The 25,373-nt window shown below is 34.5% G+C and carries 26 protein-coding genes; 11 read left to right on the top strand and 15 right to left on the bottom strand.

What is annotated here, in order from left to right; translation table 11 throughout:
• Positions 1-888, top strand: an 888-nt coding sequence (locus tag BKH43_RS07635) for a hypothetical protein (protein ID WP_216358500.1), incomplete at its 5' end; no start/stop codon positions are given.
• Here BKH43_RS07635 and BKH43_RS07630 read toward each other — a convergent pair.
• The 9 genes from BKH43_RS07630 to BKH43_RS07590 all read right to left on the bottom strand — a co-directional run bounded on the left by BKH43_RS07630 (position 885) and on the right by BKH43_RS07590 (position 8,962).
• The gene (locus BKH43_RS07630) at positions 885-1,208 is read right to left on the bottom strand and encodes a hypothetical protein (RefSeq protein WP_095230241.1); all 324 of its coding nucleotides are present in this window, start codon (positions 1,206-1,208) and stop codon (positions 885-887) included. The two genes, BKH43_RS07635 and BKH43_RS07630, sit on opposite strands and share 4 nt — an antisense overlap.
• 69 nt (positions 1,209-1,277) lie before the next feature.
• Entirely contained in the window at positions 1,278-1,520 is a 243-nt protein-coding gene (locus tag BKH43_RS07625) for a S24 family peptidase (protein WP_095230239.1), read from the bottom strand.
• Positions 1,521-1,968: 448 nt separating this feature from the next.
• Positions 1,969-2,550, bottom strand: a complete 582-nt coding sequence (locus BKH43_RS07620) for an aminodeoxychorismate/anthranilate synthase component II (protein ID WP_095230237.1) — start codon at positions 2,548-2,550, stop codon at positions 1,969-1,971.
• A 5-nt stretch (positions 2,551-2,555) separates the two neighbouring features.
• Positions 2,556-4,238, bottom strand: coding sequence for a bifunctional anthranilate synthase component I family protein/class IV aminotransferase (locus tag BKH43_RS07615; protein ID WP_095230235.1), 1,683 nt, complete (start codon positions 4,236-4,238; stop codon positions 2,556-2,558).
• On the bottom strand, positions 4,239-4,922 hold the full coding sequence (locus BKH43_RS07610) for a hypothetical protein (protein ID WP_095230233.1): 684 nt from the start codon (positions 4,920-4,922) through the stop codon (positions 4,239-4,241).
• 33 nt (positions 4,923-4,955) lie between these two features.
• Positions 4,956-6,329 (bottom strand): hypothetical protein, encoded by a 1,374-nt coding sequence (locus BKH43_RS07605; RefSeq protein WP_095230231.1) that lies wholly within the window; start codon positions 6,327-6,329, stop codon positions 4,956-4,958.
• Positions 6,326-6,721: a YkgJ family cysteine cluster protein gene (locus BKH43_RS07600; protein WP_095230229.1), complete on the bottom strand. Its 396-nt coding sequence runs from the start codon at positions 6,719-6,721 to the stop codon at positions 6,326-6,328. Before BKH43_RS07600 ends, BKH43_RS07605 begins: the two co-directional genes overlap by 4 nt.
• Positions 6,722-7,978, bottom strand: coding sequence for a carboxynorspermidine decarboxylase (gene nspC, locus BKH43_RS07595; RefSeq protein ID WP_095230227.1), 1,257 nt, complete (start codon positions 7,976-7,978; stop codon positions 6,722-6,724).
• Between the two features lie 21 nt (positions 7,979-7,999).
• On the bottom strand, positions 8,000-8,962 hold the full coding sequence (locus BKH43_RS07590) for a chemotaxis protein (protein WP_172402349.1): 963 nt from the start codon (positions 8,960-8,962) through the stop codon (positions 8,000-8,002).
• A 403-nt stretch (positions 8,963-9,365) separates the two neighbouring features.
• Here BKH43_RS07590 and BKH43_RS07585 point away from each other — a divergent pair, with 403 nt between their 5' ends.
• From BKH43_RS07585 to BKH43_RS07575, 3 genes are read left to right on the top strand one after another with little or no spacing between them, the layout of a single operon-like run.
• The gene (locus BKH43_RS07585; RefSeq protein WP_095230221.1) at positions 9,366-10,139 is read left to right on the top strand and encodes a fumarate reductase cytochrome b subunit; all 774 of its coding nucleotides are present in this window, start codon (positions 9,366-9,368) and stop codon (positions 10,137-10,139) included.
• Positions 10,140-10,154: 15 nt separating this feature from the next.
• Complete coding sequence (locus tag BKH43_RS07580) at positions 10,155-12,242, top strand: fumarate reductase flavoprotein subunit (RefSeq protein WP_095230218.1); 2,088 nt, start codon at positions 10,155-10,157, stop codon at positions 12,240-12,242.
• Positions 12,239-12,979, top strand: coding sequence for a fumarate reductase iron-sulfur subunit (locus BKH43_RS07575; RefSeq protein ID WP_095230216.1), 741 nt, complete (start codon positions 12,239-12,241; stop codon positions 12,977-12,979). The genes BKH43_RS07580 and BKH43_RS07575 overlap by 4 nt, the downstream gene beginning before the upstream one ends.
• Before the next feature lie 1,025 nt (positions 12,980-14,004).
• Here BKH43_RS07575 and lptA read toward each other — a convergent pair.
• The 6 genes from lptA to BKH43_RS07540 are packed head-to-tail and all read right to left on the bottom strand — an operon-like array spanning position 14,005 to position 18,843.
• Positions 14,005-14,559 carry a lipopolysaccharide transport periplasmic protein LptA gene (gene lptA, locus BKH43_RS07565; RefSeq protein ID WP_095230213.1) on the bottom strand — a complete coding sequence of 185 codons (555 nt, stop codon included), beginning with the start codon at positions 14,557-14,559 and terminating at the stop codon, positions 14,005-14,007.
• Positions 14,556-15,206: an LPS export ABC transporter periplasmic protein LptC gene (lptC, locus tag BKH43_RS07560; RefSeq protein ID WP_095230212.1), complete on the bottom strand. Its 651-nt coding sequence runs from the start codon at positions 15,204-15,206 to the stop codon at positions 14,556-14,558. Before lptC ends, lptA begins: the two co-directional genes overlap by 4 nt.
• Positions 15,207-15,227: 21 nt before the next feature.
• Positions 15,228-15,782, bottom strand: a complete 555-nt coding sequence (locus BKH43_RS07555) for an HAD hydrolase family protein (RefSeq protein ID WP_095230243.1) — start codon at positions 15,780-15,782, stop codon at positions 15,228-15,230.
• 8 nt (positions 15,783-15,790) lie between these two features.
• Entirely contained in the window at positions 15,791-16,378 is a 588-nt protein-coding gene (gene hisB / locus BKH43_RS07550; protein ID WP_095230210.1) for an imidazoleglycerol-phosphate dehydratase HisB, read from the bottom strand.
• A gap of 23 nt (positions 16,379-16,401) precedes the next feature.
• A complete protein-coding gene (locus tag BKH43_RS08725) occupies positions 16,402-17,445 on the bottom strand; it encodes a septal ring lytic transglycosylase RlpA family protein (RefSeq protein WP_095230209.1) in 1,044 nt (347 codons plus the stop codon).
• Between the two features lie 3 nt (positions 17,446-17,448).
• Complete coding sequence (locus BKH43_RS07540) at positions 17,449-18,843, bottom strand: lytic transglycosylase domain-containing protein (RefSeq protein WP_143429055.1); 1,395 nt, start codon at positions 18,841-18,843, stop codon at positions 17,449-17,451.
• A gap of 166 nt (positions 18,844-19,009) precedes the next feature.
• Here BKH43_RS07540 and BKH43_RS07535 point away from each other — a divergent pair, with 166 nt between their 5' ends.
• The 7 genes from BKH43_RS07535 (at position 19,010) to ribA (ending at position 24,827) form a co-directional block, all read left to right on the top strand.
• Positions 19,010-19,489, top strand: a complete 480-nt coding sequence (locus tag BKH43_RS07535) for an RNA pyrophosphohydrolase (RefSeq protein WP_095230206.1) — start codon at positions 19,010-19,012, stop codon at positions 19,487-19,489.
• Positions 19,490-20,689 carry an aspartate kinase gene (locus tag BKH43_RS07530; protein ID WP_095230204.1) on the top strand — a complete coding sequence of 400 codons (1,200 nt, stop codon included), beginning with the start codon at positions 19,490-19,492 and terminating at the stop codon, positions 20,687-20,689. It abuts the gene before it with no gap.
• Between the two features lie 6 nt (positions 20,690-20,695).
• On the top strand, positions 20,696-21,262 hold the full coding sequence (locus tag BKH43_RS07525; protein WP_095230202.1) for a HobA family DNA replication regulator: 567 nt from the start codon (positions 20,696-20,698) through the stop codon (positions 21,260-21,262).
• On the top strand, positions 21,255-21,899 hold the full coding sequence (locus BKH43_RS07520) for a DNA polymerase III subunit delta' (RefSeq protein ID WP_095230200.1): 645 nt from the start codon (positions 21,255-21,257) through the stop codon (positions 21,897-21,899). The genes BKH43_RS07525 and BKH43_RS07520 overlap by 8 nt, the downstream gene beginning before the upstream one ends.
• Positions 21,900-21,912: 13 nt before the next feature.
• On the top strand, positions 21,913-23,034 hold the full coding sequence (gene folP / locus BKH43_RS07515) for a dihydropteroate synthase (RefSeq protein WP_095230198.1): 1,122 nt from the start codon (positions 21,913-21,915) through the stop codon (positions 23,032-23,034).
• Positions 23,035-23,036: 2 nt separating this feature from the next.
• On the top strand, positions 23,037-24,065 hold the full coding sequence (locus BKH43_RS07510) for a hypothetical protein (RefSeq protein ID WP_095230196.1): 1,029 nt from the start codon (positions 23,037-23,039) through the stop codon (positions 24,063-24,065).
• A gap of 186 nt (positions 24,066-24,251) precedes the next feature.
• Positions 24,252-24,827 carry a GTP cyclohydrolase II gene (ribA, locus tag BKH43_RS07505; protein ID WP_095230194.1) on the top strand — a complete coding sequence of 192 codons (576 nt, stop codon included), beginning with the start codon at positions 24,252-24,254 and terminating at the stop codon, positions 24,825-24,827.
• Positions 24,828-25,373: the final 546 nt, after the last annotated feature.

Below are 25,373 nucleotides of genomic sequence, written 5' to 3'. Positions count from 1 at the left end.
ATAAAAGCACTAGCAGCAAGGTTGGGAAGCTTTACTTTAACTAGTACCTTACATCCTTTAAGATTTGAACTACTTAAAGTCTTACCTGCTAGCTTTGTAGCTAGTAATGGCATTAATCTTTTAAGTAGAGAAACTTATAAAGCAGCACTAAATGCTTATGCTTATGATAAGTTTTTGCCATTTTTAGGTGGCTCTATGAGAAAGATGGGTAGGATGGCTCTTTGGGCTATAAACCCACTTAGTTATTTTAAACTTGCTATAGCAGCAGTTACTAGATCTATGGGTGTATTAAAAATAGCATTCCTTAGTAATCCTATAGGGTGGATAGCTTTAATCGTAGCAGGGGCTGCTGCTGCAATATTTTACTACTGGAAACCTATAAGTACCTTTTTTAAAGGTTTCTTTAAAGGTTTTAGTGAAGCTGCAAGACCTCTTATGCCACTACTAAAAGGTATATGGGATATGGTAAAGATAGTCTTTGCTCCTATAGCTTTAATCTTTAATGCCCTCTTTGGTAACTTACAAAAATCAACTGGAGCCTTAGAAGACTTTAGTAGCACAGGAGAAAGAGTAGGTAAGTTTGTAGGTGAAGTGTTTTCTAATCTTTTTGATTTTATAAGTGGCATCATAGGAAAGATAAGCGGCTTTTTTAATGATACAAGAAACTTTATAGCTAGTATAGGAGATAAATTAGGACTTAGTACTACAGTAGAGTTAAGTAAAACTAAGGCTCCACCAAAAGCAGCTGAACTACAAAACTTAGCAGTCAGTAAACCTGCTACAACTACTTCTACTAACTCTAGTGTTACTAATGCTAATACTATAACTATAGTTACAGGAGCTAATCCTAAAGAAGTAGTAAGAGCTGTAGCTACTTATAGTGATTAATTAAGTCCTAGAAAATATCTTATTAAAGTAATTATTACTGGGATACTTACAACAAATGCACAAAAACATTGTGCCGATCTAAGTGCTAGTCTTCCTGTCCTTGTACCAACATTGTTAAAGTCTTTCCATTGTAAGGGAGCATTTTTATCTATAGGTTTTCTAAGCTCTTCTTTTCTAGCTTTTATCTTGTCATCTAAGCTTTTTTCAAAGGAATTATAACCGTTAGCTATTTTTTCACCACCACCGTTTACAAAGAAAGCAAGTAGCTTAAGTGTCCATCCTATAGTCATCACAGCTATAAAAAATACTAGAAATATCATAACAATAACTCCTTTACTTAAGCTTTACAATAAATAGTAACAAAACTTAACGTTTAGTGCAAGTATCTTTTAACACATATGCGTCATGTCTTCTATCATCATATGAGCCCGCAAGACACCTATGATGTTAAGCTCTTCTAGCCTATCCTTAGGTACTTCAAAACTTACATATCTTTCATTATCAGATATAAGCCTTATCCCAGCCATAGGCACACGCTCATAACGCTTTATATAAAGCTCATTTTCTATGATTACGCACATGCTTCTTTCGCTTATATTTTCTAGTATGAGTTTTAGTTTAACATCTTGCATGCTATTAGGCCTTATCTAAAACAAAGTTAGCTATATCTATAAACTCTCCTGCGGTAGCTTGCTTTAAAGGATCAGCGTACTTAGATGTATAAAAGTTTTTTAAAGCTTTAAAACTTTTATGGCTTAAGGAGTAAGTGTTACTTTCTTTTTTTTTATAAAGCCTTCACACTCTAGCCAGCAAAAAGTATCATCTATGGTATATCCTAAGAGTTTATCTTTAAAGTTATTTATATTATTCATCTTACCTCCTTTTTTGTGCCTTATAACAAGATCTCATTTATTGATAATACAAATCCTAGATGGTAGTTTTTAGTGTGCAATGCAAATAGTTTTATATCAACAAGATAAAACTATAAACCATGGATTTTATGATCTAGATGCTAAGGGTTTAAAAGATAACTGCTAAGAGTCTAGAAGTAACTTATCTTGTGAGGAGATGACTTAAAAACTACAGATCTAAAAAGTTACTAAGTAAGATTCTACCTTCAATACTTAAGATGCTTTCTGGGTGAAACTGCAGGCCAAAGATAGGCAGGCTTTCATGGGCAAATGCCATCAAAACTCCACTAGCATAAGCTAAAGCAAGTAAGTTTTTAGGCAACTTACTAACATATAAAGAATGATAACGCCCAACGCTTTTTTGCTTAAATCCACTAAATAAAACTGAAGCCCTAGCCTCCTTAGTTAGCCTTAAAACTGAAACCTTGCCGTGCACTGGGGCTTTTAGCCTTTCTATCTTGCCACCTAGCGCATAAGCTATGCACTGATGACCAAGGCAGATTCCAAGCAAGGGTTTAGATGAGAGGGATTTAGAATCTAAGTAGCGCTTTAAAAACTCTAAATGCAAGCTAGCATTTTGCGGACTGCTAGGTCCTGGTCCTAGTATAAAGTGTGTAAAGTTAGTAAGATTAACATCATCTAAAGCGCAGTTTGGATCTATCACACTAACCCTAGCTCCTAGCTCCTCACAGTAACGCTTGATATTAAAAGTAAAAGAATCAAAATTATCTAGCAATAAAACTTTTTTCATATTTTTTATAGCTTTACATTAACTAGACCATAAATGGCATTACTACAAAAAAGTTTGCCCTCACTACTAGCAGCTTTTAGATTATCTACTTTTAAGATACACTCCCTAGCCTTTTTACTTTCAAGCAAAGATGCCCTAAAAGTACCAGCTAGCAAGCCTTCAGTTATAGGAGGTGTTAGATAGATTCCTTCCTTTAACACATAGACATTGCTTCTTGCACCTTGAGTTACATGCCCTTTTTCATTGAGAAAAATCTCATCAAAAACTAGGCCTTTGGCAACTTTTTCCATCGCCCTAGCAAATACCTCACGCTTTGAAGTTTTGTGATATAAAAAGTCATCCCTAGAATCTAAAATCTTTTTTGAAAGCACTACTTTATGGGTATTAGGCTCCTTTTTTTCTCGCCTAGCTAGACTTACCTTGCCTTTTAAACTGATACTTAACTTATAAACGCCCTCTTCCTTTATAGAATCTAGCGCTTTAAAAATCTTATCTCTATCACAAACAACACTAAAGTAATCTAGACTTTTAAAAAGCCTACTCATATGTAAGTTAAGATGCCTAAAACTACCACCTTCATATAACATAGTTTCAAAGACTTCTAAGGTAGGATATAAAAGCTTAGGAGTTAAAAACTTAGTCTTTAGTCTTAACTCTTTTTCTTCTTCCCTAGCCTTACTATCCCAAACTATGCCACCCCCTACTCCGTAGTTATAAAACTTAGAATCTCTGTCTTTAAAAAGCGTCCTTATAGCTACATTAAAAACTGTCTCTTTTTTAGATACCACGCCTATAGCTCCACAGTAAAGCCCTCTTTTAGTAGATTCTAAAATATCTATCTGCTTCATGCTTGCACTTTTTGGCGCTCCTGTTATAGACCCACAAGGGAAAAGGGCTTTAAAAACCTCATCTAAACCTAGCTTTAATCTAGCTTCTATAACTGATATCATCTGATGCAAGCTTTTAAAAGAGTGGATAGCAAAAAGCTTAGTTACTTTAACTTCGCTTGCAACTTTACTTAAGTCATTACGCAGTAAGTCAGTTATCATGACATTTTCACTGCGATTTTTAATATCGTTTTTAAGATAGTTTTTTAAGATTGCATCTTCTGGCTTTGTGCTCCCACGTTTAATGGTGCCTTTCATAGGCATAGTAGTTATAAGCTCATCTTCTAACTTAGAATCTATTTTAAAAAAAAGCTCAGGAGAAAGGGAGATAACTTGCATAAAAGGCAAGTCAAAAAGGGCTGCATACTTTGTCTTTTGAGTGGCCATAAGTGTGAAAAATATATCTTTTGGACTAGCAAGTGTAAAAACTTTAATCATATGGGTAAAGTTTATCTGATAAACTTCACCTTGGCTAATTAAGTCTTTTATAGCTTTTATCTTACTAGTATAAGTTTTAGAATCTAAAAAGCCACTAAGCCTAGGCGCAAAGCTAGAGTTAAAAGTAGGGCTTAAAAGATTAGATTCTTTTTCAAAAAGCATGAAAAACGCTAGTGGTTTAAAGGCCTTGCTTGCTTCTTTTAAGGCATCATATTTCACAAAGCCAACATAGTAAAACTTAAAATCTTTTTTCTTTCTATCATCATCTATAAGCTTTAAAAGGCTTAAGACCTCATCGCTAGAATAAGCACTAAGTGTACAAAGTAAGCCTTCATAAACTTTGCCTCCAAAGATGCAAGTCACTTAAAAAACCTCTATAAAAGCATCAGCCTTTAAGTAGTCTTCACTAAAGATGATGTATCTTTTTGGCACTAAGGACACAAGAGAACTTGGAACATAAAGACAATCAACTGGATTTTTAAGCCCTAAAAGTAGTTTTAAATCTTTTTTAGAATCTATTTTTAAAACTGGCATAAGCCCTAAAGATAGACTAAAGGCTACTAAGTCATTTAAAAGTTTTTTAGAATCTATATAGCTTAGATCAAACAAGATTCCATCACTCCCTGCAATAGTTGCTTCTAAGACTTGATAAGGATCTAAGTTTATCCCGCCAGCTATTAAAAAGTAAGGGCTTAAACGCCTAAACATGCCTATGTAATCAATGCAATCAAGACTATCTATAATCAAGCTTTCAAATCTATCTTGCCTCGTAAGATTCTTAAAAGCATCAACTGAGCTAACTTCAGCGTTTTTAAAAAACTCTTCTAAAAACTCTTCACCTAAAAGTGCTACTTTTACCCCATCTTTAAAAACTTCTTCTACGCTTTCTTGATAGCTTAGTCTTGGTGGAAAGGTGTTATAAGCTAGGCTTCTTCCTAGTAGCTCAAAAGACATCAAAGCCTTTTTAGATTCTATACTTGCTAAAACTTCGCGCTTTACTTCATCTCTATCTTTTTTAAGACTACCTATAATGTTATGTTCTTGCATCTTGCTAATTTATGCCTTATGTGCTTTTAACGTCTATTTAGACGTAGCCTTATTTAACTCATCTTTAAAGATACTTTTTTGGTGAAGCAACATCTCAGGCTCTTCTTCAACTATGCTTTTATCTATTAACCCAAAAGTATTTTTTGCCTTTTTGTATTCTTTGTTTTTATAAAAACCCCATGCTAAAGAATCTATATAGGCTGGATTAGTAGGATCTATAGCCACAGCCTCAGAGACGTAGTTTAATCCAGACTTAACATCTATATCATGATCTATAAGTAAGTAGCCTAAAAAGTTATAGATATAGCCTTTTAAGGCTAGATTAGGACTGTTCCACTTATCTAAGCTTTCTTTTAAACTAGAAATGATTGGCTTTAAATCCCTCTTATTTTTTTTAGTTAAAAGCTCATATCTATAAGTAGCTTCAAGCCCTAAAAATGAAGAATCTTTTTTTACCTTATAGGCTTGTAAGGCCTCCTCGCTAGCAAGTTTATACTCTTGAAAGTTAGCATAGATATAAGATAAAAAGACGTGGTAGTCATCACCCCATGCCTTTTTGTTATCTTTAAGTAGGCTTAAAAGCTTAGACTTATCTTTCATATTTAAATAGATATCAAGTAAAAATTTTCCAGAGTTCATATCACCTTTAGAAAACTTACTTTGTAATATACCAACTAAGTCATCTACTGCACTAGCTGTGTTATAAGCATATAAAAAGTCTCCGCAAAAAACGCAGTCATTATCTTTCATATAGCCATCTATCAAATTTAAAGCATCAGTTCTATCTTTTAACTTATCAAAGTGAAGGTAAAACATCTGTAATATTAGGGCTTCTTTTAGCTCTTTTGGAGGATTCTTACTAAGGGCTACTTTATACTCAGCTAAAGCTTTTTTAAGATAGTTTATACTTTCAGGTGAAGCCTCTGCTAAGTCATCTTTTAAGGCTATGGCTTGATAGAGACCTCCAAGTTTAGAGTTTATAGTAAAACTATCATCTACCTTGCTTAGATTTTTTAGTATGCTAACTGCTTTTTCAAACTCTACATTAGCAGCATAGTAGTCTACTTTTATGTTTTCTAAGTCTAGATTCTCAGGACTTAAAGCATCATAATGTGGGCTTAGCTTTTCAAACTCTAAGACATACTTATAGGCCTTATCAAGATTTTTTAGCTTCATATTTAATATAGCGATATCTCTTAAAAGATAGACATCTTGAGTGTGAGTATACATATCTTCATAAAGCTCTAGCTTATCTTGTAAACTTTGCTTAAAGGTTGGTTTTTGAGTAGTTGTGCTATCACTAGCCCTAAGCTTATCATCAGTCATCTTTATCATATCTAAGTCGCTTAAGTCTTTAGAAAAGGCATAAACATTAAAAGATATTAGTAGTATTAAAAGTAGTTTCATTTTTTCCTCATATTTATAAATCCAGCACAGGTTTTTTCTAAGTAGCTAGTATCTTGTTTAAAACTATCCCAAAAAGGGAAGCTGATGCACTGTTTTGGCCTAACTTCATATATCAAGCACCTTTTTGTTTTCTCATCAAAAAATACACAAACAAGGCCTAAATCTTTCTTGCTTGCTGCTTTTTCTAGTAGGGAGAACTTATATCCTACCTTCTTTATGTATTGTAAACAAAACTTATCAAAATCCATCCCTAAAAACTTTGCTTGGGCTTTCATCTCTTCTATACTTACAAAGATATAGCCGCTTTCTCCACAGCAGCACTTCCCGCCACAAGCCTCACAGGCACTAGAGTTAAACTCATAGTTAAACCCATCTTGTCTTAATAGTGCCACTTAGTTTCTTTCTTTATAATCGTTGTAGGTAAATCTTTTTAAGACTTCAAACTTAGAATCTTTTATAACTCCAAGGCTTGGAAGCTCTATGCCATTAAATGTAGTGTTTTTAACTATGGTGTAATGAATCATATCTTTAAAGCAAATACTATCTCCTATGTTTAAAGGCGTATCAAAACTATAATCTCCTATGATATCCCCTGCCAAACAAGTAGGCCCACCTAATCTATACTTATAAGTGCCTATATTTTCACCCTTATCTTCTTCTAAAACTCTACTTTTATCTGAAGTTTTGCTTATCTTATAGCTTGCTGGACGGTAAGGCATCTCTAAACAATCTGGCATGTGATTACTAGCACTTATATCTAAGATGGCAACTTTTCCTTCATTTTCTACTATATCAACCACTTCTCCAACTAAGTCGCCAACCTGCCAGCCAACTGCTTCACCTGGCTCTAAAAGCACTTCTATATCATCATATCTTTTTTTGAAATCTTTTATTAAACTAACTAGTAAGCCCACGTCATAATCTTTTCTAGTTATATGATGCCCGCCTCCAAAGTTAACCCACTTTAAGTCATGCTCTTTTATAAAACTTCCAAAGTATTTTTCAAAGTGTTTTAGCGTCTTTTCTAACGCTTTAGAATCTTGCTCACAGTGCGTGTGAAAGTGGACTCCATCTAGTTTTATATCTAGGTCTTTTAGTAAGTGCTTATGTTTGTTAAACTCACTAGGAGTGATGCCAAGGCGGCTTTTTGGTGCACAAGGATTATAGATTAAAGGTTCTACTTCACTATAGAGTGGATTAACTCTAAGACCAACTTCTACTTTAGAATCTGCTTTTTTGTTATGAGTTTTTATCTTATCTATGAAAAGAGTTAGCTGGGAAAAAGAGTTAAAGATAATAGTTGAGGCTATAGGAAGTAAGGCAGTTATCTCTTTTTCCTTATAAGCAGGTGAAAAAACACACACTTCTTTAGCCTTGCCTTGCTTGCTAGCAAGTATCTCATAAGCAAGTTTTGCTTCATAAAGCCCACTACAAGTCGCCCCAGAAAGCTTTTCTCTAATATAGTCAAACTCACGCCAAAAAGCATAGCCTTTAAGGGCTACTAAGACTTTAGCAGCACTATTTTTAGATACAGATTCTAAAAGGTCTATGTTTCTTTTTAGGCTATCACTATCTAGCACATAGCAAGGAGATGGAATCTCATCTATGTGCTTTAAGATGTTTGCTTCTTTTGTATTCGTCTCTGACATACTTTTTATAGCTTTTTACACTTATTTAAGCATATATTTTTGCAAAGCACTTGCCACTTCTAAAGGGTTAGACTTAGAGATAAACTCTTCTGCATCAAGCGATCTTGCCATCTCTTCATTACTTGAACCACTCATAGATGAGTTAACTATAATGGGTATATTTTTAGTTCTAGGATTAGACTTAACTTGTCTTATAACTTCAAAGCCACTAGCTTCTGGCATCTCAAGGTCAGTTATGATAGCACCTATCTCATCTACCTTAGTAGTTGGTGCAAATAGGTAATCAAGCAGCCTTTGACCATTTATAAAATCGCTATGTATAACACCTAGTCTATTTAGTATGCCTTGCATAGTTCTAAGCACGCTAGGACTATCATCAGCTAAGAGTATAGTTTTTGAACTACTTATCTGCTTAACTTCTTCTATCTCTCTAGCTTTTTCATCATCTATCCAAGGGAAGACATCTACTAGCATCTTTTCTATATCTACTACTTGAACTAGCTTACCATCATAGTATCTTGTACGTGAGACTAGCTTGCCATTCCCTGCGCCTTTACTAAGGCCTGAACTTTGTTCCATCTCAGTCCACTTTTTATTTAAGATTCTATCTGCTTCATAGATTCTAACGCCTATAGTCCATCTTGAAAACTCACATATCATGACTATAACATCATCGTTTTTATTTCTAGCTATAGCATAAGGTCGCAAGTCCTTATTAGGCATCTCTGGATCGTAGTAAAACCACTTTCTCATATCTATTAAAGGTATAGTAAGTTCTCTTATAGTTATAAGCCCTTCTACTAGAGAGTTTGGCTCATGACTTACTATAGTGATGATATCATCATACTTTACTACCTCTCTTATCTTAAAAACATTTACCGCATATAGGTCTTTTCCCTCTTCTAGCCTAAAACATAGAAGCTGAAGTTCGTTATTTTTATGTAAGCTAGTAACTTGATCAATATTTGACATAGCCATAGTTATAACCTTGAAAATTTGAAGTAGTTTTATCATAGCACAATACTTGCCAAAAGCTAAAAAGTTAAGAATCTTAAATCTAAACTTTAATATTTCTTCATAGATTTAAAAATATAAAAAATGTTTCATAACTACTAATATGAAAAAATGCCTACCCTAGATATAAGTTACATAAATATACATTTTTATTGTATATTTGCTTATCTTGTGTATATATTTAACACTGTTTTGTCCATGGTTGGAGGCTTTATCTGTTATAATTATTCTCGTTTATATGTGGTCATGCATGTTTCATAATTTAGGTTCTTTGTGCGTCTATTTAACTCTAAAAACTAAGGCAAACTGTAGCAACTTAACATGGCATTTCATATTTACAAACTTAATCCAAAACTCTCAAAGGGAGGCTTAAATGCAAAATAATGATGTAATTGAGGGCTACTTAGGTATGACTGCTAATAGAAAAAAAAGCAGAGTGCCAGCTAGACTTGATGTTATACAGAGCGTCACAGGATTTATCTTAGCCATATTTATGATAGCACACATGCTTTTAGTATCTAGTATATTAATAAGCCAAGACTTTATGTATAAAGTCACTAAATTTCTTGAAGCTGACTTTCTAGGGCCAATTGGGGGTCCTTGGGTAGTATCAATAATAGCCATAATAATCATAGCAATTATGGTCATTCACGCATTTTTTGCTATGCGTAAATTTCCTATAAATTACAAACAATTTAAGATTTTAAAGACACACAAAGGACTAATGAAGCACGGTGATACAACTATGTGGGTGATACAAGCAGCCACTGGTTTTATACTATTTTTTACCGCAACTATTCACTTATATGTAATGCTTACTCAACCTGGAAGCATAGGACCTAACTCATCTTCTTATCGTTTTGTTACTCAAAACTTTTGGATTTTATACATAGTGTTACTTTTTACTGTAGAACTTCATGGAAGTATAGGTCTTTATAGATTAGCTATTAAATGGGGATGGTTTAAAGCTTTAGGTATAAATGGTTTAAAATGGATTAAATGGATCATAACTGTAGTATTTATAGTCTTAGGTCTATTTACTTATGGTGCTTATGTAAAAATAGGTTTAGGTCATATAAATCCATCAAGCCACGGAATAGAATACTACAAGCACTTAGATTCCACTACATTTGGTATGAAAAAGTAAGTAAAGGAAGCGAATATGAAAATAATATATTGTGATGCATTAATTATAGGTGGTGGGTTAGCTGGACTTAGATCTGGTATAGCTGCTAGCGAGAGGGGCTTAAACACTATAGTGCTTAGTTTGGTTCCTGTAAGAAGAAGCCATAGTGCTGCTGCACAAGGCGGTATGCAAGCAAGCCTTGCTAATGGCAATAAAGGTGCTGGTGATAATGAAGATGTACACTTCATGGACACAGTTAAAGGAAGCGACTGGGGTTGTGATCAAGAAGTAGCAAGGATGTTTGTTACCACTGCTCCAAAAGCTATACGTGAGTTAGCACAGTACGGAGTGCCTTGGACTAGGATTAAGGCTGGGAAAAGACCTGCAGTTATAAATGGACAGCACGTTCAGATAGAAGAAGCAAAAGATAGAGAAGGCTATATACAGTCTCGTGACTTTGGTGGAACTAAAAAGTGGAGGACTTGTTTTACTGCTGATGCTACAGGACACACTATGCTTTATGGAGTGGCTAATGAAGCTTATAAACATGGTGTTGATATAAGAGATAGAAAAGAAGCTGTAAAAATCATACATCAAAACGGAACCTGCTATGGTGCAGTAGTAAGAGACTTAGTTACTGGTGAACTAAGTGCTTATGTAGCAAAAGGAACTCTTATAGCAACTGGTGGTTATGGAAGAATCTATGCTAATACTTCTAATGCAGTTATATGTGATGGTGTAGGTGCTGCAATCGCTATGGAAACTGGCGTGGTAAAACTAGGTAACATGGAAGCAGTTCAGTTTCACCCAACCTGTCTAGTACCTAGTGGAATCTTAATGACTGAAGGTTGTCGTGGAGATGGAGGTGTTTTACTAGATGTAGATGGTCACCGTTTTATGCCTGATTATGAGCCAGAGAAAAAAGAGCTAGCAAGTAGAGATGTTGTTAGTCGCAGAATCTTAGAACACATCAAAAAAGGTAAAGGTGTACATGGTCCTTATGGAGACTTTGTTTGGTTAGATATAGCCATACTTGGAAGAGCTCACATAGAAAAAAACCTAAGAGATGTTCAAGAGATAGCTGAAATCTTTGCAGGTATCGATCCAGCTGATGATGAAAGAGATTCTAAAGGTATACCAAAAGGTGCAGTTCCTATTAGACCTATGCAGCACTACTCTATGGGTGGGATTAGAGTTAATCCAAAAGGAGAGACTGCTTTAAAAGGTCTTTTTTCAGCAGGTGAAGCATGCTGCTGGGACTTACACGGCTTTAATAGACTAGGTGGAAACTCAGTTAGTGAAGCAGTAGTTTCTGGGATGATTATAGGTGACTACTTTGCAGAACACTGTGCACAAGCAGAGATAGATATACAAACTTCAGTTGTAGAAGAGTTTATAAAAGAAGAAAGTGACTACCTAAGTAGCCTTATAGATAATGGCGGAAAAGAAGATGTCTACACTATAAGAAATGCTATGAAACAGATTATGGATCATAAAGTTGGTGTCTTTAGAGATGGCAAAGAGTTAAAAGAAGCAGTTGTTGAGTTAGAAGACCTAATCAAACGTTCAAGACATATCAACGTAAAAAACAAAAAACTTCATGATAACCCAGAACTTGAAGATACCTATAGAACTCAAAGGATGCTTAAAATCGCACTTTGTGTAGCCTATGGTGCAGAGCAAAGGACTGAAAGTCGTGGGGCACACACAAGACTAGATTATCCAAAAAGAGATGATGAAAAGTGGCTTAATAGGACTCTTGCTTCTTGGCCAGATCCAAAACAAACTTTGCCGACTTTAGAGTATGAAGCACTAGATATCATGAAAATGGAGATAGCGCCTGCTTATAGAGGTTATGGTGATAAAGGTAACTTTATACCTAATCCGAAAAAAGAAGAAAGAGAAAAACAAGTTCTAGAAACCATTAAAGCAGTTGAAGCAAAAGGCGGAAACAGATATGCCGTTCAAGATGCTTTAATGCCTTTTGAACTACAACCAAAATATAAAGAGATAAATGAAAGACTAGGTGAAGTTGATAATAGGTACACAGTACAAGATGGACTTAAACCTTCAGAATCTTCTGAACCACAACCCAAAGAAACTACAGTAGGAGATGCTAAATGAGTTCTGCAGCCCAAACTAAAGGAAGAGATATAACTATTAAAGTTTTAAAGTTTGACCCGCAAAGTGCAGTATCAAAACCTCACTTTAAAGAGTATAAACTTACAGAAACTCCTTCTATGACTATCTTTATAGTTTTAAACATGATAAGAGAGCAACAAGATCCTGATCTAAGCTTTGACTTCGTGTGTAGAGCTGGGATATGTGGAAGTTGTGCCATGATGATAAATGGCCGCCCACGCCTTGCTTGTAGGACCCTAACTAAAGACTTCCCAAGTGGAGTTATAACCCTTATGCCCCTACCTTCATTTAAGCTTATAAAAGACTTAAGTGTTGATACTGGCGAATGGTTTTCTGGTATGACTAAGAGGGTTGAAAGCTGGATACACAACAACGAAAGAAGAGATATCTCTAAGCCTGAAGAGAGGATAGACCCAGATGTAGCCCAAGAAACTTTCGAGCTAGATAGATGTATAGAATGTGGCTGCTGTATAGCAGGATGTGCTACTAAACTTATGAGAGAAGACTTTATAGGTGCTGCTGGGCTTAATAGAATAGCACGCTTCATGGTTGACCCTCATGATAAAAGAACACTTGATGACTACTATGAAGTTATAGGTGATGATAATGGAGTTTTTGGATGTATGAGTTTGATAGCTTGTCATGATGTATGTCCTAAAAACCTACCTCTTCAAAGCAAGATCGCTTACTTAAGAAGAAAAATGATCAGCATGAAATAGCCTTTAACCAACATAAGACCTTTTACTTTTTGGTAAAAAGGTCTTATGTTACTTCCACTTCTTACTTCAAACACACAACACTTACAAAGATTTTATATTTTCTAGTTTATATTCTTGCTAGTCTTGTAGCTAACTAGACTTTAACTTCTTTAAAGCATGGTAATACTTTTACTTTAAAAGATTTAAAAGCTAAATTAGCTTTAGTCAATTAAAAGACTTAAAGATTCTATATTTAAAAATGCTAGTTCGTAAAGTCCATTTTAAAAAACTTGCTTTTATAAAATCTCATAGCATAAGCAGTATTGCTTTTTCTTATAATTTTTGTAATTTTATGTTAGATAAGCCATTTAAGTTTTTTTATTGTCAGAATCTACTTTTATGAATTTCTATTCTTTTTGGCAAGGAGGGAGAGGGCCCTATCTTGAGCAAGGCCTTCCTCTCCCCTCTAGTTTTTATTTTATAAAATATTGCCTAGTAGTCCTTACGCATGCTTGTTTTTACTAAAGCAAAAACAAGAGAGTATACATATGAGAATTGTTGCGTCGTAATAGAAATATAAAAACTATAAACTTATAGAAATGCAAACTACTTCTATAAAATGTGTCCGTTAGCTCGCCCTTTTCGTGCTGACAAAAATTACAAAAAAAAATGAGCATTAGTGTTAAATGCATGATGTTTAAAGGAATCTTACGTTTTCAAGGAAGCTTCGTTTTCAAGGAAGCTTCGCTTTGGTTAGAAACGGAAATGAGCCAAGGCCCTCCCCTTGGCTCATATCAAAAAAAGGCTCTCCAAAAAAAAAAAAAAAGAAGAAGAAGAAGAAAACCCTTAGTTGCTTATAGCTAACTAAACTAGATTCAAGGAAGCTTAGCTTTTTGCAGGCTTTGCGGGAGTAAGGAGGGGATAAACCCCCCCCTTTTTTTTTATTAAAAAAACATATAAATGATAAGCAGTGTGAGAAAGAAACTGTTGGAATAAAGATTTGATTAATCTTGCAAAAAAAAGTAATACTGCCTATGATATAGAATCTATTTAGTGCTATCTTTATCATCTAACAAGAAAGTAACATGCGCTGGCTGCTTTGCATTACCCACTACATTTGCATACTCGCCATTACTATCTAGTACTATCAAATCACCCCTTACAACATTAGGCTTACCAACTTCTTTTACAAAAGCATCATCGATTAATGAGTACTCTTTCTTAACTACATTATAAATTAGCTTCTTGCTACTTCCTCTAAGCTCTCTACCATCTTCTGTAAAAGTGTGAAACTTGACGTTCCCAAAGGCTTCATATCTAAGTGGTCGCCTTTTAGAATCTGTGTAAATCTTAACTAAGTCAGCATTTAAAGTATCTTTGCCTTTTTTGATGAAGACATCACCTTTAACTACAGTCACGTTATTAATGCTAGTAAAAGTTTTAGCTGTAACTTCTATCTTATCTTCTGGCTTTTTAGCATTACTCTTTTTACTGCTAGTTTTTGAAGTACTAGCCTTAGCATCACTAGTTTTTGAAGCGCTAACACCATAAGCTCCTTGAAGCAAAGCAAGACCTATAAGTACAGTTAAAAATACTCTCATTTATCCCCACTTTTATTATTAGTTTGACTTATAAAAGCGGTTATATCTTTAGCTTTTATTGTATTAGTTTTTTTATTATAAGTGATATCTATGCCTTTTGCATTATTAAGATTAGATTCTAAAGTAAAGTTACCCTTTCCATCAAAGATCTCTTTTTTAGTATTATAAGTTCCTTTTTGGCTATAAAAAGTCATATCCTTTTGATTGAGTGCATCTAGCTTAGTATAGTTTACTCCATCATTAAAATAGTAAGTATCATTTTTTAAAGTCGCACTTGGCCCACTAATTATCTCCATGCCAGTTTGTTTTTTTGCATCATCTATAGTCTTACGCCTAGCATCAAATCCTATAAATTCATCTCTATCTTTATACTGCATGGCCTTTTTACCTGTTATATCCATACTAACTTGAGTAGTATCTGCTTCTTTTAGGTTAAAGTTTTGCACTTCCATAAGTGCTTGGTTTTTATCTTTTTTATAACTAGGCATCTTACTTGGTCTAAAAGTCCAAAAAGAAGTAAATGTTATAACTAGCAAAACTACAAAAAAAACTACTATTACATTCACCCTAGATAAGATTCCATAAAGAGTGCTTTTACCCTCTTTACGCCTTTGAACTATGCGTTTTTTCTTTCTATAGTTGTTCATAGTTTAAAAATGCTGCTTTTTTTATATGGAATCCTTAGTGTAATTAAAACTATTTCTAACTTTTAGTAAGTCTTCTATCATCTCTCTTACAGCCCCTTCCCCACCTTTTTTACTAACAACTACATCAGCTGCTTTTACCACACTCTTATAGGCATCTTTTGGCGCATAACTTAGCCCAGCCATCTTAAACATATTTAAGTCATTTTCATCATCACCCATAACAGCAACATTTTGTGGGATAAGTTTAAGCTTAGATATAAGGGTTTCTAAGCACTTAGCCTTATCTTGTATCCCAGTGTAAACATACTTTATACCAAGCTCACTAGCTCTAAACTCACTAGACTTAGACTTTCTTCCACTTATTAAGGCAAGCTCTTTTTTTGCTATCTTTAGCCACTTAACTATACCTAGTCCATCTTTTACATCAAAGCACTTCATGGAATCTTGTTTGGTGCCTTCAAGATAATAGACTTTACCATCAGTTAAAGTCCCATCTATATCTAGGACTATAAGTTCTATGTGAGCTTTTTTTATGATTAGATCTTTTTTTAGTTGTTTTTCTTTAGCAGTGATCATATTTTCTCCTACAAACATCCTTTAGTGCTTGGCATAAGCACTCTTTCATTAATACTAACTGCCCGTCTTAATGCAACACCAAAAGCTTTAAATGCTGCTTCTATAATGTGATGTAAATTTTTTCCTCGTTTTAAGACTAGATGACAACTAAGGCCAGAGTTTATAACAACAGCTCTAAAAAACTCTTCTACTAACTCAACATCAAAGCTTCCTACTTTTCCAAAAAAACCATTTTCTGCCTTGCTTACATCAAAGAGTAAAAAAGGCCTATTACTAACATCTAAGTCACACTCCATACAAGCTTCATCCATAACAACACTAGCGTTTCCATATCTTTCTATCCTGCCAACTGGGAAAAGCTCATCATGAAGTGCTTTGCCTAAAACTATACCTATATCTTCAACACTGTGATGATAATCTATATGTATATCACCCTTACACTTTAAGCTTAAATCCATCAAAGAGTGCTTGCTTAGGGCTTCTAGCATATGATCTAAAAATCCCACATCACTTTTTATACTACTTTGCCCCTTGCCATAGACTTCCAAACTTAGCTCTATGTTTGTTTCTTTTGTGATTCTAGAAATGCTAGTCATATACTGCCCTTTATGTCATAAACTTACTCTGCGATTATTACACCTTTAATTGAATAAGAGTGCATAAAGTCTTGTGCTTCTCCTTCAGACTTAAAACCTTTTACTAAAACTCTATACTTATCATCTATGCTAGAGATTTCAACTTTATAGTTTTTAACCTTACTTTCTAAAGACTGTTTTAAAAACTTAGCGCCCTCAGATTTTTTAAAAGTTCCAACTTGCACTGCATACTCTAAAGGTAAAGCTGAGTTTTGAAGCCCACCAACTTTTATGGATGAATCTAAACGCCCTTGCTGGGTTGGAGTAAGTGCATTTTCTTTTTGCTTAGCCACCATACCACCAAAACCTATAACTTCTAATCTAACATTAGCAGTGCCTTTATCAACCATGTCTATGTCCCTAGCTGCTGCGTTTGAAAGATCTATGATTCTACCATCCACAAAAGGGCCTCTATCATTTATCCTAACTACTGTAACTTTGCCATTATCTTTATTAAAAACTTTTACTACTGTATTCATAGGCAGTGTCTTAGAGGCTGCTGTATGTGCATACATGTTATAAGTTTCACCATTAGATGTAGCTTTTTCATGAAAAGTTGGTCCATACCAACTAGCTATACCATCATAGGTATCGCCAATACTAGTCTGTGTTGGGTAGTAAGTCTTTCCAGCTATAGTATAAGGTCTCATAGTAGCCCTTTGTATAGCAGCACTATCCCTCATCCCACCATATAAAGAATCTTCATCACTACTTCCAAAACCACCACTACTTTCATAAGGAGTATCATTACTCCCTGGAGTTAGCATATAAGCACCAGCTCCTCCTCTACTTAGTGAATAGGCATCTGGTTCAACTAAAGAAGCTACAAAGCCTTCATTTGCAGAGTTATAGCTTCTAGCTATAGAGTTTTTAGTAGGTCCTTTAGAGTTGTAGTCTTGTAAGCCTTCATAGCTTTTAAAACTACCTATACCACCCGCATACCTACTCTCACTAGCACAGGCTATAAAAAATACTCCCACAAACAATGCAAAAACTAAGCTCTTAAAATGGCTCAATCTTAAGCGCATAGCTTAAAATCCTCGTCTATAAGCCTTGTTGTCTAAAGCTAATTTTTCATATTTGGATTTCACTACTGGAAGGATTAGTTTTTGATTGATACTCAAAAAGGAACTATTAAGAGAGTTAGCGTCTTTTATCTCTTTTATGGAGATATTATACTTTTTAGAGATAGAGCTTAAAGTATCACCCTCTTTTACTGTGTGGACATAGTAGCCTTGAGCCTTAGGGTTTGTTCTAGGCTTTATATCTTTTTGGCTTGAAGCTAGCTTTGCGTACTTATATTTATCTATAGGGAGGATTAGTTTTTGGTTTATGCTTAAAAAAGATGTTTTAAGTGCGTTTGCATCTTTTATCTGACTAACTGTTATGTGATACTTTTTAGCTATGGAACTAAGAGTGTCTCCTTGCCTTACAGCGTGGACTAAAAAGACTGAGTTTTTATTACTATCTTTAAAGTTTTGTTTAAAGTAGCTTAACTTCTCATAAGGTAGATATACGCTATATCTTATCCTACCTAGTGGGACGTAGTTTTCTTTAAAGTGGGAGTTATACTTTTTAAGTGTGCTTAAAGACATATCAGCAGACCTAGCTATCTTTGCTAGGCTAGTACCAGGAGAAACATGTACTGTTACTATACTGTCATTAGCTCCCATGTTTAAAAGATAAGTTTTATTTTCCTGATTTAGATTATTAACATCATTGAAGGCTAAAGACATAGCTAGAATCTTTCTTATATAGTTTCTAGTTTCTTTTGGGATATATTGATGATGTTTGTCTAAAAGTACTTCTAAGTCATCTGTCCCAGCAGCTTTTATGCCTTTTTGCAAACGCCCAAGCCCACAGTTATAAGCTATAGCTGCCAGATACCACTTTCCAGTAGCTTTATACAAAGACTTTAAGTATTTAATAGCAGCTTCTGTGCTTTTTATAGGGTCTCTTCTTTCATCTACTTGAGAGTTTATAACTAGTCCTAGCTCCCTTGCAGTACTTGGCATTAACTGCCAGATCCCAGCGGCCTTTTTAGAGCTATAAGCTTTAGATTTAAACTCACTTTCTGCCATGGCTAAAAACAAAAACTCTTGAGGGACGTTAGCATCACTAAGCATCTTTCTTAACGTAGAGACTATATGTTTTCCGTTTTCATACTGACTAAGGAGATAAACCCACTTTCTTGTGTCTATGTTTATAAGGTTGTCATTGGATTTTAGTGAGGCTAAAAACTCAGACTTAACACTCAAAGAGTTAAGCAATGAGGCGTTATATTGATTAATAGTTTGCGGGTTAAAGCGATGTATATCTGGATAAGAATCTTGCCCTGTGCTATCTATAAAAAGACCATCACCATCAGCCTGCGCACCTTGACCAAAGTCTGTAGCAAATCCCACAGTTGTGCTTAAAAATAACATGCTTGCACACAAAAGTGCTTTATAATTTGTCTTCACTCTATTAAATTCCAATACATTTCATACTTTTTATACCTCTTTGACCAAGATGTGCATAAAAGCTATTTCTTAAAAAAGTCATTATACTAAAATGATATTATTTTAAATCTTAAATTTACAAGGTAGTGTCATGGAAGAAAAAATATACAGACCAAATGTGGCAGCCATCATACTATCTTGCAACTATCCTAGAATCTGTGAATTCTTCCTGGCTGAAAGATGCGACTTAAAGGGTATATGGCAGTTCCCTCAAGGTGGCATAGACAAAGGTGAAAGTCCAAAAGAAGCACTTTTTAGAGAGTTGAAAGAAGAGATAGGCACTAACAATATAGAAGTGATAGCCGAGCATCCAGAATGGGTACAATATGACTTCCCAAAAGACATAGCAAGAAAAATGGTAACAGACAAAGGTTATCCTTTTGATGGGCAAATACAAAAGTATTTTTTAGTAAGGTTAAAAGATAACTTTATTAATATTAATACTCCTGAACCAGAGTTTTGTAACTATGAGTTTGTTGACTTCCCAACTATGATGACTAGGATTAATCACTTTAAAAAACACGCTTACAAACAAGTTTTGACTTATTTTAAAAAAGGAGGATATATCTAAATGCTTGTAGTTCAAAAATACGGTGGCACTAGCGTTATGGACTGCGATAGAATCCAAAACGTCGCAAATAAAGTAGCAAAGTGCGCACAAAAAGGCAACTCCTTAGTAGTAGTAGTCTCTGCTATGAGTGGAGTTACAGATCAAATCTTAGATTATGGTCACCAGTTTACTATGCTCCCTGATGAAAGAGAGATGGATATGGCACTAAGCAGTGGGGAAAGAATCACTGCTGCCCTTTTAAGCATAGCGCTAAATAACATGGGGTTAAAAGCCAAAAGCTTAAGTGGTAGAAAGGCTGGTATCAAAACAGATAGCGTTCACACAAAAGCACGCATTAAGTATATAGACACAACTTATATGAGAAAGCTTTTAAGTGAGGGTTACATAGTAGTAGCTGCAGGATTTCAAGGAGTAGATGAAAATGGCGAAGTAACTACTTTAGGAAGAGGTGGAAGTGATCTAAGTGCAGTAGCCATTGCTGGGGCACTTGGGGCTGATGTATGCGAGATATACTCAGATGTTGATGGAGTTTACACTACAGACCCACGCATAGAATCTAAAGCTAAAAAGATAGAAAAGATAAGCTATGATGAAATGCTTGAGCTTGCTAGCATGGGGGCAAAGGTCCTTTTAAATCGCTCAGTTGAGCTAGCCAAAAAGTGGAATGTAAAGCTTTATGCAAAGTCAAGCTTTAGTGAAGATATAGGCACACTAATAACAGGAGAAGATAACATTATGGAAAAGCCAATAGTAAGTGGTATAGCATTAAACAAAAACCAAGCAAGAGTTAGTCTGTATGGTGTAAGTGATAAACCAGGTATTGCAAGTCATCTTTTTAATACTCTAGCTGATGCTTCCATAAATGTAGACATGATAGTCCAAACGGTAGGCAGAGATGGTAAAACTAACCTTGACTTTACCGTCCCAAAAGACGAGTTAGAAAAGGCTAAACTATGTCTTGCTAGCTATAAAGATGCTACCTTAGAGTTTGATACTGATGTAGCTATAGTATCTATAGTAGGTGTTGGTATGAAAAGTCACTCTGGTGTTGCAGCTAAAGCCTTTAAAGCTCTAGCTGATGAGAACATTAATATCATGATGATAAGTACTAGCGAGATAAAAATCTCTATGCTAGTAGATATAAAGTACGCAGAACTAAGCGTTAGAATCTTACACAGTATATACGAGTTAGATAAGTAGCTAGAAATGGGCAGCATTAATGACTGGATTTTAAATGCTATCAGAAACCAAGTCCAAGCTATAGGCATGCAGTCTGGCTGGCTAGAAGTTGATAGGATACGTTTTACTCAAGGAGTGCAAAGAAGCATAAAGCATATTGTAAATGCTGGTACACTCTTACTTTGCACTGATGATAGTTTAAAGTGGTTTAGAAACTACATATTAAGCAAGATTAATAACGCTAGTAACGATAGGCCTTTTATCCCCATATACGGACTTGAAAGCTCTCTTACTAATCTAATTAGCGCTAGGGATGCTATGGGTAAAAAAGACAATGATGACTTATATGATCTTTTAGATATGAGCTATACAAACTATGCTTTTTGGTACATAGGAAAAGCTAGCAATCCTAATGCAAACCTTGCTTTAAATAAAGAAAATGGTCTCTTTTGGATGTTAGATGCTGAGTATGAGTTTGCTTTTACACTAGATTCTAAAGATGAGTTTTTAGACTTTAAACTCTTACAAATGTTTGATCTTTTTCAGCAAGCACTCTTTGGTGCGATCTATTCTAACTATCACCTAAATGACTAACAAATATAGCTTTTCAACCATAGTCTTAGCCCAAGACTTAGAAGAACAAAAACAAGACTTGCGTGCAAGCATAGACCCTGAGTTTTTAAGCATATACGAACAAAAAAAGTCAAATCAAGATAGCACATCCATCATAGAAGAACTAAAGATAGATGATGCTCACGCCATCATAGAAGAAGCCTACATAGCTACAAGTCAAACAAAATACATTGCCATCTTTGCTTATAGCTTTAATATTTATGCACAAAATGCCCTACTTAAGATTTTAGAAGAGCCTCCAGCTAATGTCATCTTTTTAATCTTTACTACTTCAAGAAGCGCACTTTTAAACACGGTACGCTCAAGGATGCAAGTACTAGATCTAAGACAAAAAAGAGAGATAAACACTCTACCCCTAGATCTAAAAACTATAAATATTAAAAAAATATATACCTTAATAAAAGAGATAGAATCTACTCCACAAAGCACAAGGGCTAGCAAAGAGATGCTAACTGACTTACTTTTTACTATCTGTGCACAAAAAAGACTTGATAGTAAAGACTTAGAGCTTTTTAGAAACGCAAGTCATGCGCTAAATGCAAAGCTTAGCACTCATCTTGCACTAAGTGCGCTTCTTTTAAACTTATGCAAGCACTAGATATGGAGGATTTATGTATATAAAAATGGTAGAGAACTTACATCATGAGTTAGTAGAGCTTGGGCCTGATCTAAGTGGACTTCACATCATGGATGATAAGACTGATATTTTAGGCTTTAAGATAGAAAAGCTTAAAACTCCAGCTATGCATATCATAAAACAAAACGCCTTAAGTCTAGGGGCTGAGCTTGCTACTCCAAAAGATGCTATAACTAGCGCTAAAACGCACTATGACTGCTTACTTCTTGGAACCCCAAAACAACTAAAGCTTTTGATAAAAGCGCTAAATCGCCAGCCTTTTGGACTTAAAAGAGTAGCTGATACCTTAAAAGAGTTTTTAAAGTCTTATAAAAGTGAAGGCATTAGGCTAATGAGCATAGTTAATGTAACTTCAGATAGCTTTTATGTAAGTCATGCAGATTCTAAAAGTGCCATTGAGGCTATATATAAAGATATAGAGCTTGGTGCTGATATCATAGATATAGGTGCTGCTTCAAGTAGGCCTAATGCAAAGATTATAGACGCAGAAACTGAAATATCTCGCTTAAAAGAGATTTTTAAAGTAGTAAAAACACTAAAAAATGAATCTGTAACTTTTAGCATAGACACCTATAATGCGAGCACTGCAAAAGAAGCATTAAAGCATGGTTTTGAGATAGTAAATGACGTAAGTGGGCTTTTGAAAGAAGACATGCTTCCACTTGTAAAAGATTGCAACTATATCTTGATGCATACACGTGGCACTCCAGAAACTATGAACTCTCTTACAAGCTATGAGAATCTTTTCTTAGAACTAGATTTATTTTTTGCAACTAAGCTAGAGCTTTTAGAAAGACATAGATGCAAAAATGTTATCTTAGATGTAGGTATAGGCTTTGCTAAAGATACAGAAGAAAACTTAGAGCTTTTAAGGAATCTTAGGCACTTTAAACACTTTGGCAAAGAGCTTTTAATAGGTGCTAGTTATAAGCGCTTTTTAGGAGAAGTAACTGAAAGCAAGTTAGAAGATAGAGGACTGGCAACAGCACTAGCCCACTTTTACGCCTTGCAAAATGGGGCTAATATCTTAAGGGTACATGACCTAAAAGCCCACATCGAAATGCTAAAACTATATAAAGCTTTTAAAGAGATGTAGTGATGAAAGATTTTAATGGCTTAGTTGATGAAGAACTAGAAAATGAAATAAAGCCTGCCTTGCCAGATGATGCTTCTATGAGAGAGTATCTAAAAGCCCATGGTAAAAGTAGCGATGCACTAGATAGCGAAGAGATAGTTAAAGACTATGAAGAGCTAGTAAAAGAAAATATTGACTATTACTTTAACTTGCTAAAAGATGATGATATTTTACAAACTTCAAATATCTTCTTAGAGCATAAAACCTTGCAAAGTGACTTAGCTAGTGTAAAAACTGTATCTGATTTATATGGGATAATTTATAAACATCTTAAGTTTTACTCACCAAGTGATCTAGCTTCCTTTATCCATGAAGTAAATTTACCCATCACAAGCAAGCAAATTATTAGGATAATATCCCTCATGCACGCCATGCTTCAAGATGAACTTTTAGATTCTATAAACTTAGAGTTAAAAGACCTTCCAAAAGAAGAAGAAGAAACCTTAATGCACCACTATGAAGGTATAAGGGATGATGTGATGGCATTAGAAAGTGCGTATCATAAACTATCTTCAAAAAGAACTCTAGAGTACGTAAAACAGCTTACTACCATGAAACTTGATATCATGCAACACTACTTGCCTAATGAGATGGAAGAAGAGTATAAGCCCTACTATGATAACACCAAAGAGAAAAAAGAAGTTATAAACAAAATCTTACAAATTAGTAAGATCTATAGCAAAGCCCAGCTTTTTGATATGAATATAAAACAATTAGTAGACATTAAAAACACCATAGTTGAACAAAACAGGCTTACAGAAAAACAAAGAAAAAACTATAAAAAATATATAGAGATCTTTGAAGACACTGCTAACTTAAGCGAAGAAGTCTTTAACGAAAACGTTAGAAACGCCCTTGAGTTACTAACTAATGAACAACTATCTGAACTCCTTTTGTACTTCAACACAAGAAACCACTTCATACTAAACAAACTTAATACCGCCATACAAGAAGTAAAAAGAAAAAGTTCAAGAAGAGGTAAGTTTGCCTAAAGACTGCATTCACAACTCCTGCTTACTTAGAATCTTAGTAAGGATTCTTTAAAAGACTAGTTAGTTGATAAAGATTTTTTCCCTGTATTAAATAGTTTTAAAAATCAATTTGATTATTATCTTAGTCTTTGTTATCTACTTTAGCTAAACTTATCAGCTGAATTACCGTTTATGGAGGTTAAGAAAATGAAGTTTGAAGTTTCAAATGCTGCTAGATTACCCACTAGGTTTGGTAAGTTTACCACTGTAGCTTTTAAAGAGTATCTTGATGATAAAATCTTAGAACATCTTGTAGTTTTTACAGATCCTCTTCCTAAGATTCCTTTAGTCAGAGTGCACTCTGAGTGTTTAACTGGTGATGTTTTTGGCTCTATGAAATGTGACTGTGGACCAGAGCTAGCCCTTGCTATGGGGCAGATAAAAGACGCCGGTGGTATGCTTATCTATCTAAGACAAGAAGGAAGGGGCATAGGACTTTTTAATAAGATCAATGCTTACTGCTTGCAAGATAAGGGTTATGACACAGTAGAGGCTAATGAGGCTTTAGGGTTTGCAAAAGACGCTAGAGAGTACAGTATAGTTGGAGAGATATTCAAACACTTTAATATTGAAGAGATAAAGCTTTTAACTAATAATCCAAGGAAAGTAGATGAGATGAGTAAGTACGCTAAGGTACATAGAGAAAGCATCATCATCAAGCCTAATGAGTATAATGAAAAGTATCTCCAAGATAAAAAGAAAAAACTAGGGCATATGCTTTAGTTTTTTTTAGTAAAGATTTTTATAAGCTTTTTAAATCTTACGTCTTTGTCACTGCTAGTTTTTTAACAAACAGTGACACTTTTTAGGGTATCTTTATCATTAAAGATACACACTAAACTTACTATCTAATCACGCACTACCTCATTTTAATTAAGCAACATGGCAATCTAAACAAGTAATATAGAATCTAGATTCTATAAAACTATGACGAAATAAGTAATAAGCCATAAACTATAACTCACAAACCCACTTGCCCTGCCCTGTAAAACTTAAAAAAGCATCATCTAAAAACTAGTAAAAAGAAGTTTTATAACTTTAGTAAATATCCTTTCTTAAAAGTCAAGATCATCTTTTCTTATCCCCTTATTTAAGCATTAAAAAGTGTTATCAGTTTTGTATAGATTCTAAGAAAAAGAGAGAAAAGTAAATAATTATTTCATTTTTAGTTTGATTTAATAAATTTTCTCTTCAAAAATTTTCACTTTAAGTTTCCTTTAATACAAAAAAAAAAAAAACAACTAGAATTTTCTCAATCACTAGTAATTA

It is taken from the genome of Helicobacter sp. 13S00401-1 (assembly GCF_002272925.1).
In the GTDB taxonomy this organism is placed as follows: Bacteria; Campylobacterota; Campylobacteria; order Campylobacterales; family Helicobacteraceae; genus Helicobacter_I.
The sequence above is the reverse complement of the archived record's forward strand: the minus strand, read 5'-3'. Positions and strand labels throughout refer to the sequence as shown.